Annotated in this window: 12 protein-coding genes; 8 read left to right on the plus strand and 4 right to left on the minus strand. The window is 37.8% G+C overall.

The genetic code is table 11. From position 1 onward, the window contains the following. Window positions 1–119 precede the first annotated feature (119 nt). The 4 genes from dctA to truA all read right to left on the minus strand — a co-directional run bounded on the left by dctA (window position 120) and on the right by truA (window position 5,193). Window positions 120–1,406, minus strand: a complete 1,287-nt coding sequence (gene dctA, locus ACZZZW_RS22290) for a C4-dicarboxylate transporter DctA (RefSeq protein ID WP_463496643.1) — start codon at window positions 1,404–1,406, stop codon at window positions 120–122. Window positions 1,407–1,463: 57 nt separating this feature from the next. Next, a complete protein-coding gene (locus ACZZZW_RS22295) occupies window positions 1,464–2,489 on the minus strand; it encodes an isoaspartyl peptidase/L-asparaginase family protein (protein WP_055912507.1) in 1,026 nt (341 codons plus the stop codon). Window positions 2,490–2,546: 57 nt separating this feature from the next. Further along, window positions 2,547–4,316 carry an ABC transporter ATP-binding protein gene (locus ACZZZW_RS22300; protein ID WP_463496646.1) on the minus strand — a complete coding sequence of 590 codons (1,770 nt, stop codon included), beginning with the start codon at window positions 4,314–4,316 and terminating at the stop codon, window positions 2,547–2,549. Window positions 4,317–4,440: 124 nt separating this feature from the next. Then, entirely contained in the window at window positions 4,441–5,193 is a 753-nt protein-coding gene (gene truA / locus ACZZZW_RS22305; RefSeq protein WP_463496648.1) for a tRNA pseudouridine(38-40) synthase TruA, read from the minus strand. 192 nt (window positions 5,194–5,385) lie between these two features. On the opposite strand from truA, the gene ACZZZW_RS22310 reads away from it, so the two are divergent. The 8 genes from ACZZZW_RS22310 (at window position 5,386) to bshC (ending at window position 15,512) form a co-directional block, all read left to right on the plus strand. After that, entirely contained in the window at window positions 5,386–5,853 is a 468-nt protein-coding gene (locus ACZZZW_RS22310; RefSeq protein WP_463496650.1) for a DUF4293 domain-containing protein, read from the plus strand. 34 nt (window positions 5,854–5,887) lie between these two features. Beyond that, window positions 5,888–6,742, plus strand: coding sequence for a carboxylesterase family protein (locus ACZZZW_RS22315; protein ID WP_463496652.1), 855 nt, complete (start codon window positions 5,888–5,890; stop codon window positions 6,740–6,742). A gap of 324 nt (window positions 6,743–7,066) precedes the next feature. Then, window positions 7,067–8,986 (plus strand): DEAD/DEAH box helicase, encoded by a 1,920-nt coding sequence (locus tag ACZZZW_RS22320; protein WP_463496654.1) that lies wholly within the window; start codon window positions 7,067–7,069, stop codon window positions 8,984–8,986. A gap of 282 nt (window positions 8,987–9,268) precedes the next feature. Beyond that, complete coding sequence (locus ACZZZW_RS22325; RefSeq protein WP_463496656.1) at window positions 9,269–9,802, plus strand: hypothetical protein; 534 nt, start codon at window positions 9,269–9,271, stop codon at window positions 9,800–9,802. Between the two features lie 14 nt (window positions 9,803–9,816). Next, entirely contained in the window at window positions 9,817–9,972 is a 156-nt protein-coding gene (locus ACZZZW_RS22330) for a hypothetical protein (RefSeq protein ID WP_157255484.1), read from the plus strand. Window positions 9,973–10,367: 395 nt separating this feature from the next. Then, window positions 10,368–11,440, plus strand: a protein-coding gene (locus ACZZZW_RS22335; protein ID WP_463492068.1) for an IS3 family transposase whose coding sequence is annotated in 2 segments (ribosomal slippage) — window positions 10,368–10,629 and window positions 10,629–11,440 — 1,074 coding nt in all. Because the reading frame shifts where the segments join, the coding sequence is not laid out codon by codon here. Window positions 11,441–12,014: 574 nt separating this feature from the next. Next, the gene (locus ACZZZW_RS22340; RefSeq protein ID WP_463496658.1) at window positions 12,015–13,856 is read left to right on the plus strand and encodes an alpha-L-fucosidase; all 1,842 of its coding nucleotides are present in this window, start codon (window positions 12,015–12,017) and stop codon (window positions 13,854–13,856) included. Window positions 13,857–13,925: 69 nt separating this feature from the next. Then, window positions 13,926–15,512, plus strand: coding sequence for a bacillithiol biosynthesis cysteine-adding enzyme BshC (bshC, locus tag ACZZZW_RS22345; RefSeq protein WP_463496660.1), 1,587 nt, complete (start codon window positions 13,926–13,928; stop codon window positions 15,510–15,512). The last annotated feature ends 22 nt before the right edge of the window (window positions 15,513–15,534 follow it).

The following is a 15,534-nucleotide window of genomic DNA, read 5'->3' on the forward strand; positions in this document are numbered from 1 at the left end:
TGCATGTTTCTGCTGCAAAGATACTTAATTAGTTTGGAGTTCGGAGTTTTTAGTTCGGAGTTGCTGGACACTTTAAATTATACTCGTTAAACTGAAAACTCCAAACTGAGAACTGCAAACTACACCTCCTCTCCTTTTTCAATCATCACTGGCCGTATGGCTTTTAAATACTTTTCTTCATCAAATTGGTTTTCGCTTTTGGCGATTACGATGGTAGCTATACCGTTTCCGATAACGTTTGTAATGGCTCTTGCTTCACTCATAAAACGATCTACGCCTATTAAAATCGAAATGTGTTCGATAGGCATAATTTTGAGTGCCGTTAAAGTAGATACGAGCACTATAAACCCGCTTCCGGTTACGCCTGCTGCTCCTTTTGAGGTAACCATGAGCACGCCTAAAACTGTAATCTGTTGTCCTAAAGATAAATCGACATGAAATACCTGGCAAAGAAAAATTACCGCCATGGCCAGGTAAATTGCAGTTCCATCAAGATTAAAAGAATAACCTGTTGGAATAACCAGGCCAACAACCGACTTATCACAACCAATAGCTTCCATTTTTTGCATCATACTTGGCAGGGCCGATTCGGAAGAAGAGGTACCCAGCACAATTAAAATTTCCTGACGGATATATTTCAGGTATTGCCATAAACTGAATTTATAGTACCTGCAAATGCCATTTAACACGATAAAAATAAACAGGATACAGGTTAAATACACTGAGCCCATTAGTTTCGCCATGCCCACTAAACTTTCTAAGCCATGTGTACCTATACTGAAAGCCATGCCGCCGAAAGCACCAATCGGTGCTAAACGCATAATTACTTTCATGATTTTAAAAAGCACTTTCGATATTTTATCGAAGGCATTTAAAACGCTTGTGCCCTCTCCGCCTAATTTATTAAGCCCGTAGCCAAAAAGAATAGCGAAAAGCAAAATCTGCAAAATATTTCCCTCAGCAAAAGCAGCAATCACATTATGCGGTATAATGTGCAGAAAAAATTCTGCCCAGTTCATGTCTTTAGCCTTCTCGGCATAACCTACAATTTTTGTAGCATCGCCAGCCTTAGTGATCATTCCGACACCTGGCTTTAAAACATTGGCTACCAATAAACCGATTGCAATCGCTACTGTGCTTACAATTTCGAAATACAACAATGCTTTGCCACCTACCCTACCTACTTTTTTCATATCGCCCATGTGTGCGATTCCTAAAACAATGGTAAAGAATATAATGGGTGCAATTAACATGCTAATCAGGTTAATAAAACCCTCACTGATTAATTTAGCTGTAGGCGCAAAACCCGGGAAAAAAATCCCGACATTAATCCCTATTATAATGGCCAGAATAACCTGAAAGGTTAAATTGGAAAATACTTTTTTTACAAATGCAATAAATGTCATCTTTATCTTTTAGGTGTTTTGGCTTTTTATTGAGCGAACAGTAAGCTTAAAATAAATCTATTTATAAATACTGACTTCAATTTTTCCATCTGTGGTTATTGTTCCACGGTACATGCCCTCGGTGTTAAATGGCATGGCCACATTACCGTTTTTATCCAGCGCAATTAAACCACCGTCGCCACCCATTTTACCTACCTTATCCAATACTATTTTCGAAGCTTCGGCTACTGATAAACTTTTATATTCCATTAAATCGGAAATGGTTTTGGCCACTACATTGCGAATGTAAAACTCGCCCCAACCGGTACAGGAAATACCAGCGGTTTCGTTATTGCAATAAGTACCAGCACCGATAATTGGGGCATCGCCAACACGACCGTATTTTTTATTCGTCATACCTCCGGTTGATGTTCCTGCAGCCAGGTTGCCTGCTTTATCAAGTGCTACACAACCTACTGTACCAAATTTATAATCGTGGTTTTTACTTCCGAGTAATTCCGATTTTTTGCTTCCATGATCTAATACTGCTTTTGTAGAATCTTCTTTAATAGCCTTTTGTAAACCATTCCAGCGTTCTTTTGTCCAGAAATATTTCGGATCTACAATTTCCAGCCCAACTTCTTTAGCAAATTGTTCAGCCCCTGCGCCAACCATCATTACATGTTCCGATTTTTCCATCACTGCCCTTGCTGCAGAAATAGGATTTTTAATGGTGGTAACTCCGGCAACCGATCCTGCCATTAATGTTTTTCCATCCATAATTGCTGCATCAAGCTCGTTTTTCCCATCATGGGTAAACACAGCACCTTTACCTGCATTAAAATGAGGATCGTTTTCCATTACATGTATAGTGGCTTCTACGGCATCCATACTGGTTTTACCAGCTTTAATTTGAGCATAGCCAGCTTGTAATGCCTGTGTTAAAACAGCAATATAGGCAGCTTCCATTTCGGGACTCATATTTTTTTTGAGGATAGTACCTGCCCCGCCATGAATAACCATTGCATATTTTTTCTGTTGTGCAGAAACCTGGAGCGTTAAGGCCGAAAACAAGAATAAGGCAATTAATTTTAACCGTTTCATCTTCCTTTAAAGTTTAAGAAGCTGTTAAATTAAGAAAATCCTTGAGAATAAACAGGCTTAAACTTTAGCTATCCCTTTGGATGAGAATTGCAGATCGTAAAGTTTTTTATAATAGCCATTCAGCTTCAGCAATTGTTGATGAGTGCCTTTTTCTTTAATCTCGCCCTTATCAAGCACGATAATCTGGTCGGCTTTTTGAATGGTTGATAAGCGGTGGGCAATTACAATAGAAGTTCTGCCTTCCATCAGGTTATCAATGGCTTTCTGGATCAATAATTCGGTTTCAGTATCAACTGAAGAGGTAGCCTCATCTAAAACCAAAATAGCAGGATTGTGTACCAGCGCACGGATAAAGGAAATTAACTGCGCCTGACCAGCAGAAAGTGTAGCCCCTCTTTCCATCACATTATATTGATATCCACCGGGCAATCTTTCGATAAAATCATGCGCACCAACTTTTTTGGCAGCATTTACAACTTCTTCTATTTTAATTTCGGGATTATTTAGCGTAATGTTGTTTAAAATGGTATCCGAAAACAGAAAAACATCCTGAAGTACCGTTGCAATGTGACTTCTGAGGTAATCGAGCTCAAAATCTTCAATGCGGATACCATCTACGGTAATATTTCCTCTTTTTACTTCATAAAATCTGTTCAGGATATTAATTGTAGATGATTTACCTGCTCCTGTTGCACCAACCAAAGCAACGGTTTCACCAGCTTTTACCTCAAAACTGAGGTTTTTAAGCACATAATTTTCGTCATTGTAAGCAAACCAAACTTTTTCAAAAAGGATATTTCCTTTTAAGCTGGCAGGCTTTTGAGTTCCTTCATTTGGCGTAGTTTCATCAGTATCCAAAACTTTAAAAACACGCTCAGCACCAACCATACCCATTTGTAAGGTATTAAATTTATCAGCCAATTGGCGGATCGGCGTAAACACCATACCCAGGTACATAATAAATTGGGTGATGGTTCCTGGTGTTACATCCAAAGGTTTGGAAAGAATACTTTTTGCGCCGTACCAAACCAACAAACCTAATGACATGGCTGAGATTAACTCCACTACAGGGAAAAAGATAGAATAGTACCAATTGGAACGGATATTGGCATCGCGATAACGCTTGTTGATGGCATAAAATTTCCTATACTCCTGCTTCTCCCTGGCAAAATACTGCACAATGGAAACTCCGGTAATGTGTTCCTGCAAAAAGGTATTCAGGTTTGAAACTTCATTCCTGATTTCCTGAAAGGCCACCTTAATTGCTTTCTGAAATTTCCTGGTTGCAATAATTAACAGCGGAATGGGTAACAAAACTACCAGGCTCAGTTGCCAATCGGTATACAACATTACACATACAATCACCACCACCTGCAAACTATCACCGATCATGGAGATTAAACCTTCCGAAAAAATATCTGCAATGGTTTCTAAATCGGAAACCGTTCGGGTAATTAACTGACCTATAGGCGTTTTATCGAAAAATTTGAGACGGAGTTTGGTAATGTGATTAAAAACATTGATCCGGAGGTCGCGGATAACTGACTGACCAAGTGTATTTGTTAAAAGCGTATGGTTATATTGGATTAAAGTTTGTAAAATCAACATAAAAACCATCAGCATGGTCATGTTTACAAGTCCTGAATAATTGCCAGTTAAAATGTAATGATCTAAGGTATATTTTATTAAAAACGGACGAACAGGAGAAATTGCTGCCAGTAAAATCGTTAAAATAACCGACCATACAAAAACGGCACGATAAGGCTTTACGTATTGAAAAATACGTTTCAGTAATCCGGTGTTGTATACGTCGCCTGTAACTGCCATGCTTAGGGTTTAGGGTGTAAGGTTTAGGGTTTAAGGTCCTACATAGCTCACACAAATTTCAAAAAAGTATTAGGTTCATCTTGTAAAGCGGTGGCTAAACCTTTTAGCTTACGCCTTTAACCTTCTACCTTATATAAGGGTATTCTATTTTTACTAAATACAAGCCACAGGCAGGTACCGATTGCCCGGCTTTACTGCGGTTTTTACTTTCTATTATTGCTTTAAAATCTGTTAAATTTATTTCTTTTTTACCAATTTCTACTAAAGTACCCATAATGGCCCTAACCATATTTCTTAAAAAACGATCGGCCTGAATGGTAAAAACCAATCCATTTTCCTGCTTTTCGAAAACTGCCGTTGTGATTTTACAATTGTTGGTAAATGTTTGGGTATTCGATTTACTGAAACAAGAAAAATCGGTATAATTTAATAAAAGTGCCGCCGCCTCGTTCATTGCTTCAACATCCAATTGATCTTTAACCAACCAGGAACGGTTGAGTTTAAATGGATCTTTTTCGAAGTGGATATAATATTTATAGGCACGAGCTGTGGCATCAAAACGTGCATGGGCATCGTTATGCACAGGTATAATGCGTTTTGCAGCAATTTGATATGGCAACATGGCGTTAATACCGGTTATGGCATTTAATACTTTAACCTCTTCTATACCTTCCACATCAAAATGCGCATAAAAATCTGTGGCATGCACACCCGCATCTGTTCTCCCACAACCCAGGGTTTCTATTGGTTGCCGAAAAAAAACAGACATCGCCTTATCCAACAATTCCTGAACGGTAACTGCATTGGGTTGGGTTTGCCAGCCGTGGTATAAGCTGCCATCGTATGCGATTTGTATGAAATACCTTTTTTTACTCAAAGCGATGCAAAAGTACAGTTTAGCTCGCAAAGGGCAAAGGGTATGGTGCTGCTTAGTTTAAGTTTAAAGGCAAGAATTAACCTTATGCGAATAAATTATACGGCTAAACGCTCTTTGCTCTATGCCCTCCGCTTTTTATACTTTATTCTTAGCTAAAAACAATTAAATTTGCTCAACAATATATTTACATTCATGATACAAAGAATACAATCGATTTGGTTTTTTTTAGCGGCTTTAACGCTAATTTTAATGTTGTTTTTACCTATTGCAAGTAAAGAAATTGCCGGCTCAGAGTCTGCAGTATATTCAAGCGGTTTATTTCAGGTTATTGAAGGAAAAGCAGGTTCTCCCTTTAAAATATTATCGTTTTTACCCTTACTGATTACCAATATTGCCATTGCGATTATCTGTTTTGTTAATATTTTTAATTTCAGAAAACGCAGCTTTCAAAAACGCTTTGCCATTGTTTCGATCATATTAATTATCGGTTTTGCTTTTTGGTGCAGTGTTTACGCAAAAAAACTCCCTGGTGGTATTGAAGGTGCAAGTTTTGGAGCTGGCGCGTATTTACCTGCCTTAGCTATTTTATTTATAGTATTGGGCATTTTCGGCATCAATAAAGATGAAAGGTTGATCCGTTCGGCTGAAAGGTTGCGCTAATCTTTTAATTTTAACCAAAAAATTACCACTCTCTATGCGTGTTAAAAGTCAAGCCTTTTACTATACCTGTGCTGTGATTTTGCTTTGCGGAATCTTATCGTGTAGCAAACGCATCAATACTTTCGGCAAAACCAAAATCGATAACAATACCGATTCGCTTTACATCAAACAGAGAATAGCAGAAATTAAAGATTTAAATACTGATGTTTTTACGAAAGGGGAATTTAAAGGCATTGGTGATACGCCTATTGTATACCGCTTATTAAAACCGAAAAGTACATCAAAAAAACTCCCACTGGTAATTGTATTTCATGGATCAAATGCGGTTGGAAACGATAATACAAGTCAGTTGGGTATTTTGGCAAAACTGTTTGCAGCTGAGGAAATACAGACGAAATATCCTGCTTTCATTTTAGCACCACAATTTCCTTTACGCTCGTCTAATTATGTTTTAGACAGTAGCAGAAATGTATTGACTTCGATACCGCAACCTTGTTTAACAACGGCTTTACAACTGATCGATAGCTTAAAAAACACTTTAAATATTGATGAGAAAAGGATTTACCTCATCGGTTTTTCTATGGGTGCTTCTTCGGTGATTAATGCTTTAGCGTTAAAACCAGAGGTATTTGCCGCAGGGATCAGTATTTCGGGCATACCTCAATTTAATAAGGTGAAAGAATTAACAAATATGCCAATCTGGTTAATCCATGGGAATAAAGACACCGAAAACCCTTTTGATAGTGATGAGCAATTTTTTAAAGAATTAAGCCCTTACAACAAAATCAGGTTCTGGGAATTCGATAATCTGGCTCACAACGATATTTTTGCTCCTGCAATATTAACAGATGCACTGCCCAAGTGGCTTTTTAAAAACAAACATAAATAGCTGCTTTGCCCTAGCCACCTAAACCCGGTTGCAGTGAAAATACTTTTGATAACCTTTAAGGTTTGAAAAAGATTGAAACGGAAAACGGGACTGCTGGAACCGAAACCCTACTACAACTGCTTTCCAAAACAAAAAGCAATTGTTTCTATCGCAATTACGGTCTAGTTTAAACCTCCTCCATCCCGCCTTTTCAAACATCCATTGTTGATTCCCTGTTACATCCTTATTTTCAAATATTTAGCTTAAAAAACTATTTACTTGATTATCTGTAAAATACGAAAAATTAACCTTACCTTTGCGGCTCAATTAAAAATAAAAAGACGAATGACAAACCCATTTCAATTATTGGGGATAAGTGATGACGTCGTTAATGCCGTAAAGGATCTTGGATTTGAAACTCCAACACCTATTCAGGAGCAAAGTATTCCTGTACTGTTAGAAGGCACTAATGATTTTGTTGGTTTGGCCCAAACAGGAACAGGAAAAACAGCCGCATTTGGTTTGCCGCTGTTAGAACTAATCGATTTTAAAGTTAACAAACCACAGGCATTGATTTTATGCCCTACCCGTGAGTTATGCTTGCAAATCGCTAACGACCTTAAAAACTTTTCTAAAAACGTTGCTAATGCCCACGTTGTTGCCGTTTACGGTGGCGCGAACATTATGCAACAACTACGCGAAATACGCCAAGGCGTACAAATTGTAGTGGCCACGCCCGGCCGTATGTTGGATATCATCGGCCGTAAAGCCATTGATTTCACTAACGTTAAATATGTTGTGCTTGATGAAGCTGACGAGATGTTGAACATGGGTTTCCAAGACGATATCAACGACATTTTATCAACTACTCCTGATGACAAAAAAACCTGGTTATTCTCGGCTACAATGCCAGCAGAAGTTCGCCGTATAGCTAAAAACTATATGGATAACCCTGTAGAATTAACCATGGGCACAAAAAATACTGGTAACGTAAACATCGAACACGAATACTACATTGTTCGTGCACGTGATAAATACGCTGCCTTAAAACGTATTGTAGATTTTAACCCTGAAATTTTTGCCGTAGTATTTTGTAAAACCAAATTGGATACACAAGATGTTGCCGAGCATTTAATTAAAGATGGTTACAATGCTGATGCTTTACACGGCGATTTATCGCAGCAACAACGTGATAAAGTAATGCAACGTTTCCGTGAGCGTAACATGCAGTTATTAATTGCCACTGATGTTGCTGCACGCGGTATCGATGTAAACAACGTAACTCACGTAATCAATTACTCATTACCTGATGAAATTGAAAGTTATACCCACCGTTCTGGCCGTACTGGCCGTGCTGGTAAAACCGGTATCTCTATCTGTATCATCAACTCTAAAGAATTAGGTAAAATCCGCCAGTTGGAGCGCATTATTGGTAAACAATTTACAAAAGCTGAGCTTCCTACAGGATTTGACGTTTGCGAAAAACAATTGTTCTCTTTGGTACATAAAGTACACAATGTAGAAGTAAATAACGAACAGATTGATCAGTACATTCCACGTATTATGGATGAATTTGCTGACTTATCTAAAGAAGATGTAATTAAACGTTTTGCTTCGTTAGAATTTAACCGTTTCTTGGATTATTATTCTAAAGCACCTGATTTAAATGCAGCAGTTGGCGACGACCGCGGTGCAGACAGGGGCGAAAGAGGTGCCGGACGTGGACGTGGTAGCGAAGGTTACACTCGTTTGTTCATCAACTTGGGTTCTGTAGATGAGTTTACCCGTGGCGATATGTTATCATTTATCTGTAACAACGGTAAAATTGGTGGCAAAAGCGTTGGTAAAATCGATTTAAAAGGTGTTTTCTCTTTCTTTGAAGTGGAAGACGATGTAGCTGACAAAGTTTTTGAAGGCTTTAAATCTGTTGAGTTTAACGGTCGTCAGGTACGTATCGAGAAAAGCGGAGACGGTGGTCGTGGTGAAGGTGCTGGAGAAAGACGCGGTGGCGGCGAAAGACGTAGCGGTGGCGGTGGTTTCGGCGGTGAACGCAGAAGCGGAGGTGGCGGCGGCGGTTATCGTGGCGGCGGCGACAGAAGAAGTTCTGGCGGTGGTAGCGGTAGACGTGAAGGCGGAAGCGGCGGTGGTGGTTTCAGAGATTTCTCTGGACGCAGTCGTGACGACAAAGGTGGTAACACCGGAGGCCCTCGCAGAGAAGGTGGAAGCCGTGAAGGTGGAAGCGGCGAACGCAGAAAAAAATGGTAAATCACTAAACCAAATATATTACAGCCGTTCTGATTATTCAGAACGGCTTTTTTTTGTTAGCATGCTTAAGGATAGAATTGTTATTTTAAACCAGACGCAAAATAATTTTACTTAAAAAATTTTAACTTTTATTTTTTATAAAGGTTAAAGAATTTTATTCCCGACTACAGCCAAGCGACAACCATTGGCAGTCATGTATCGGATACACCCAACAACGCGTATATGCTTTTAGCAAAGACATTAGCATTTGATTAGAACCTTAATTTTTCGTAAATTAGTGTATTGAAACAGCAGCAGACTAACGAATTTGATTTTGTAATTGACAAGCTTACAAATTCTATTGAAAACGCAATTTCAGGCGAAGTGTTTGACACATCAATTATAAAATTGACGGCATCCGATACCAAGATTCTTAAGAAGAGCGAGTGGGTATTTGACTGGCAGAATGAGTTAAAGGATGATACTAAGCAAGTTTTTAAATTGACAACGGTTAACAATTTAGCTATAATCCAGGGATTCATAAGTTTTACCGACAAAGGCGACCACATTTTTATGAACATAATTGAGATTGCAAAGTTCAACAAAGGAAAGAACAAACTTTATAAAGGGGTTGCTGGAAATCTAATTGCCTTTTGCTGTAAAACTGCATTTGAACTAAATTATGACGGAGTTGTTTCTTTTGTGGCCAAAACCCAACTTGTTTCCCATTACCAAGAGACGTTGGGTGCCAAGATTTATGGTGGGAACAGAATGTTTATTGATACTAAAGAAGCATTTATTTTGGCTACTAGATATTTTAAAGATTTTAAGTTATGATAAATTTCAAAAAAATGGACAACAAAGACTTTGTGTTCGTAAACAAAACTTTGACAGAAAAAGAAGAAAAAGAATTTAGCGATTTTCTAAAAGCACGTAAAAAAAAATCTGTAACAACTAATCTAAGGAAAAGTTCTAAGCCTTATATGGGTAACAGCACGAACCGCTAATATGAGGGAGGGCTGGCAAAAAATCTTTTATGACTTGCCTAAATGCATAAAGATTTATTTCAGGGTGCCACAATACAATTAACGCGACAGACTTTTTTGCCTTTGAAATTTCAAATGATGAACTTCAGAACAATATTACTATGGAAAGCAAATAGACTTTTCTCTTTAATTTCACCAAAAGAAAAGCGAAAATCCAATATCTGTTTTGTGCAAATTGCCGATACCTTAAAGAAATAAATTGAGGATATATAAGCTATTTTGCTTTTTGTACGAAATTTCAACTGATGCGATTCTAATCCCAATGTGCACTTCCCCAAATTCAGACCAGTTAAAAGTATAATTCTAGACCGAGCGCAGCGAGGCTATTAGAAAAACTATTAATTTTAATTGGCAATATGAAAAGAATCAAGTTTACGGAATCCCAGATTGTAAAGGCAATCAAGGAACATGAGAATGGCAAGAATGTGCACGATCTCTGCAGAGAGTTAGGAATAAGTACAGCAGCCTTTTACAAATGGCGCCAGAGATATGGCGGAATGGAAGTAAAAGAGTTGTCAAAACTTAAGGCATTGGAGGAAGAAAATGCACGTTTAAAGAAAATGTATGCTAATCTTAGCCTCGTGCATGAAGTTTTCAAGGAGGCTGTAGAAAAAAAGCTTTAACGCCTGACGAAAAAAGGGATTTAGTGGATGAAATGGTAAAAAGGATAAGCCATCGTCAGGCCTGTAAATGCGTTGGATTGAACCGCAGCAAACATTATTATCAACATAAACGACGGGATGATAGTGAAGTAGTTGATGCGCTTTCACTTCTTGTTGAAAAGCACGTCTCCATAGGCTTCTGGCAGTGTTACTACCGATTGCGTCGAAAAGGGCTTAAATGGAACCATAAAAAGATTTATAGGATTTATACATCAATGAGGCTTAATATCCGCCGCAGGGCAAAAAAGAGGCTGCCAGAAAGAGTCAAAAAGCCTTTGTCTGTACCAGAAACTATAAATGAGGTATGGTCCATGGATTTTATGAGCGATGCGCTTTGGAATGGAAGGAAATTTAGGTTGTTGAACATCGCTGATGATTACAACAGAGAGATGCTAGCTATGGAGATAGATTATTCACTGCCGTCCTTGCGGGTTATCAGAGCGTTGGATGAGTTGAAACAATATAGGGCACTTCCAAAAAAAATAAGAATGGATAATGGGCCGGAGTTCATCTCGCATAAGTTGGATGAATGGGCAAAGGAAAACAATGTTGAACTAGTTTTTATTCAGCCAGGAGAGCCAACACAGAACGCGTATATTGAAAGATTGAATGGAAGCATCAGAAGAGAATTGCTAAATGCATACATATTTCACTCCCTGGATGATGTAAGGGAGAAAGTAGAGGAATGGATGATGGATTACAATTACCATCGACCACATCAAGCATTGAACTTCAAATCTCCTGTAGATTTATTACAGGAAATTTGAGGACAAAATTATACTTTTGAATGGTCTGAAAAACAGGGGAGCCTACACCAACAGGCATAAAACCGTTCTTCATTACCTGTAATTTTCACAGATACTTTACTAAGTCAGTTACAATTTTTTGGACAATATTTAATTCCCAATTGGGAACCTATACCTTTAACAATATTAATACTAAAGCCAAACTTCGACATCTAATTTTGTCCTAAAATTAAAACCAAAGAAAGTGACTATTAATTATTTAACAATTGTAAAATAGTAGCGCAACTTTACGATTATCCTTAAATTGCATTACTTTCGCGCATCATGCAGGCAAAATATTTCGAGCGAAGTGCCACGCAGTCGAGAACCACGTAAGTGCTCAGCGAAGCTAAATCTATAACAGATCTCTCTTCTGAAAGTTCGGGACTACGCCGCTGCAGTCGAGATGACGATCGTTCTATGGAAATCAGACGCTATTCCCGTGCTGTCAGATATTACCATCTGACACAGAGAGCAACTAATATAAAAACGCATCTTTTGCTAACTAAATCTTCCTAAAACATTATATTTAACGTTTAGCTACACTAAACACAATATGCGTTATTTAAAGTTTTTGATCATTTCATTTTTATTATTCATAACGAGCAGTCTTTCTGCCCAACAAAAGGTTTCTGATCAAAAAATGCAGTGGTTTGCTGACGCAAAATTGGGTATTTTTATCCATTGGGGCATTTATTCAGTGAATGGAATTTCCGAATCGTGGTCGTTTTTCAACAACTATATCAACCACGATGCCTACATGAAACAACTTGATGGTTTTACCGCTGCAAAATATAACCCTAATGAATGGGTAAACCTGATTAAAGAAAGTGGTGCAAAATATGCAGTAATAACCACAAAACACCATGATGGTGTGGCCCTTTGGGATAGTAAAGCTCCTTTAGCCACTACCACATTAAAAAATAGTGCTGCCAAAAAAGATTTAATCACTCCATTTGTATCTGAACTTAAAAAATCGGAGCTTAAAACGGGATTATATTTCTCATTACCCGATTGGAGCTATCCGGATTATGATGGCTTTACCCGCGATAGAAAACGTTACGATTATAAACAAGATCCGACCCGGTTTAAAAAATTTCAAAATTATTTTCAGGAGCAGCTTAATGAACTTTCTACAAAATACAATCCAGATCTTTTATGGTTTGATGGCGATTGGGAGCATAGTGGAGATGAGTGGCAGGCCAAAAATATATTAGAAAATTTACGTAATGCAAATAAAGATATTATCGTTAACTCGCGCCTTAACGGACATGGCGATTACGATACGCCTGAGCAAGGCGTGCCTGTAGTGAAACCAAATTCACCAGAGTGGGAACTCTGTTATACCATGAACGATTCATGGGGATATCAACCATACGACAATCATTATAAATCATCAAATATGATTATCCGTACACTGGTTGATTGTATTGGAATGGGCGGTAATTTATTGCTTGATATTGGCCCAAAAGCAGATGGAACCATTGCGCCTGAACAGGTTAAGATTTTAAAAGATTTGGGCCGCTGGACCAAAAAACATGGTGAAGCCATTTACGGAACGCAAAGTGGTATCGCTCCAAAACATTTTAATGGCAAAACAGCGCTATCAAAAGACAAAAAAACGCTTTTCCTTTACCTCGACTATAAAACAGATGATGGGATTTTGTTAACAGGTATAAAATCAAAAGTAAAAAGTATGCAGTTAGTTGGTGGTGGCCTGGTAAAATTTTCCAACATCAATCCATCAAATTATATTTTTAATATTCCCTCAGCTGATTTTGATCAGGATGTAACAGTTGTAAAAGTGAGTTTTGATGAACCTATCAATCTTATTGAAAATGAAAGCGAAAGCATTTTGTTTAAAGATTTCTTCACTAAGAACACTAAACTAAATGATGCTTCTTACAAATTGAAAAAATTAGCGACAACCTTAAATAAGGGTATCAATATTTTTAACGACTCCAATTTAGCAGCAGATGGGATGAATTTTAATGCAAATATTAAACCTCTTGACGAAACGGTTAACAACTGGGTAATTAAAAATGCTGAAGCACTATATAAAACAACCGGAGGAATACCTGCCGGACATTATCAGGGCAACACAGCACTTTCTGCAGATAAGCAAACCCTTTATTTATTTATAGAAGGCACACCAACCGGGCCAATCGCAATTAAAGGTTTAAAAAACAACATCAGCAGGATCAGAATTGTAGGAGAAGGTACTATGTTGCCGCACGAAATTTATAATAAACTGTATTGGAGTAAAATACCAGGTATTGTTTACATTCCGGTGCCTAAAGATAAACTAGATCCCGAATTGACCGTAATTGCAGTGCTTTTAGATAGCCCGATTGATTTGTACCGTGAAAAAGTTGGCACGATTGAAAGCAATCTCTAATTATTTAACAATTGTAAAATAGTAGCGCAACTTTACGATTATCCTTAAATTGCATTACTTTCGCAAATCATGCAGGCAAAATATATCTCATATCAGGAAACCGGATCATTTTCAAAACTGGTTTTGGATTATATTAATAACGAGGAGCAACTTAAAGCTTTTTACAGTTACCGCCCAGATATGGAGGGTTTGGCAAATGCAATTGAAAACAGAAATTTCTTAGGAAATAGAGAAACATTAGTCAAAGTTCTTCAAAATCAATATCAGCACCTGCAGCCTAATAAATCGGTTACCAAAAACATAGAACTTTTAGGCTCGGCGAATACCTTTACGGTAACCACCGGTCACCAGTTGAACCTTTTTACCGGCCCGCTTTATTTTATTTATAAAATTGTAACTACCATTAACTTAGCCATTGAGTTAAAAATGGCTCAGCCAGATAAGAACTTTGTACCTGTATATTGGATGGCGACTGAGGATCATGATTTTGATGAAATTAACCACGTAAGCGTGGATGAAAAAAACATCAGCTGGATACAAACTACCAATGGCGCAACCGGAAGGCTGAGCACTAAAACTGTAGCCGCAGCAGTAACCGCATATAAGGGATACCTTGGAATTTCTAAAAATGGAAAACGGATTGCCAAATTGGTAGAACAGGCCTATCTGCAACACGACAATTTAGCCGATGCCACCCGTTTCTTGGTGAATAATTTATTTGAAAAATATGGTTTAGTGATTGTAAATGCAGATGATGCACAGTTAAAAAAGCAATTTGCTAACATCATTACCGAAGATATTATTCAGCATAATAGTGCAAAAAATATTGAAAACAGCTCGAAAAACCTGGAGGATTTAGGTTATAAAACACAGGTAAACGGACGTGACATTAACTTTTTTTACCTGATTGATAATCTTCGGGAACGTATAATCTTTGAAAAAGGAAAATATGTTGTAAACCATACTGATATCAGTTTTACTGAAGAAACACTAAAAGCCGAAATCGAATCACATCCAGAACGTTTTAGTCCGAATGTAGTGATGCGGCCAATGTACCAGGAAGTAATTTTACCAAATATCGCTTATATAGGTGGCGGAGCAGAAGTAGCTTACTGGATGCAGTTAAAGGCAAATTTTGATTTTTATAAAGTTGATTTTCCGGTTTTATTACTGCGCAATTCTGCTATATTAATCGACAAACGCAGTGCTCAGAACTTGTACCATTTAGGTTTTTCGCTTGAGGACATTTTCTTGCCTGTTGAAGAATTAAAAAACATATGGGTTAAGCGAAATACCACGGCATTATTAAGTTTGGCTGATGAAACGAGAGCAATCAATAGCATTTTCGATCAAATTAAGCTTAATGCTTATAAAATAGATAAAACGCTTTCTGTTTCTACCGATACAGCTAAGCAAAGAACAAATCATTTACTGGCCAACCTGGAAAAGAAACTTTTCCGTGCTGAAAAACGAAAACACGAAACTGCATTATTGCAGATTGAACATGTAAAGAAGAGACTTTTTCCAAACGGAACGCTCCAGGAAAGAATTTTGAATATTGCACCGATGTATGTGAATTATGGAGAAGATTTCCTTTCATCCTGCATAGAAAATTTTGAACCGCTTGGCGGCGATTTTACTGTTTTATTGCCATAATTTATTTTTAGATTCGTCATGC

Source organism: Pedobacter sp. AC379 (assembly GCF_979258145.1).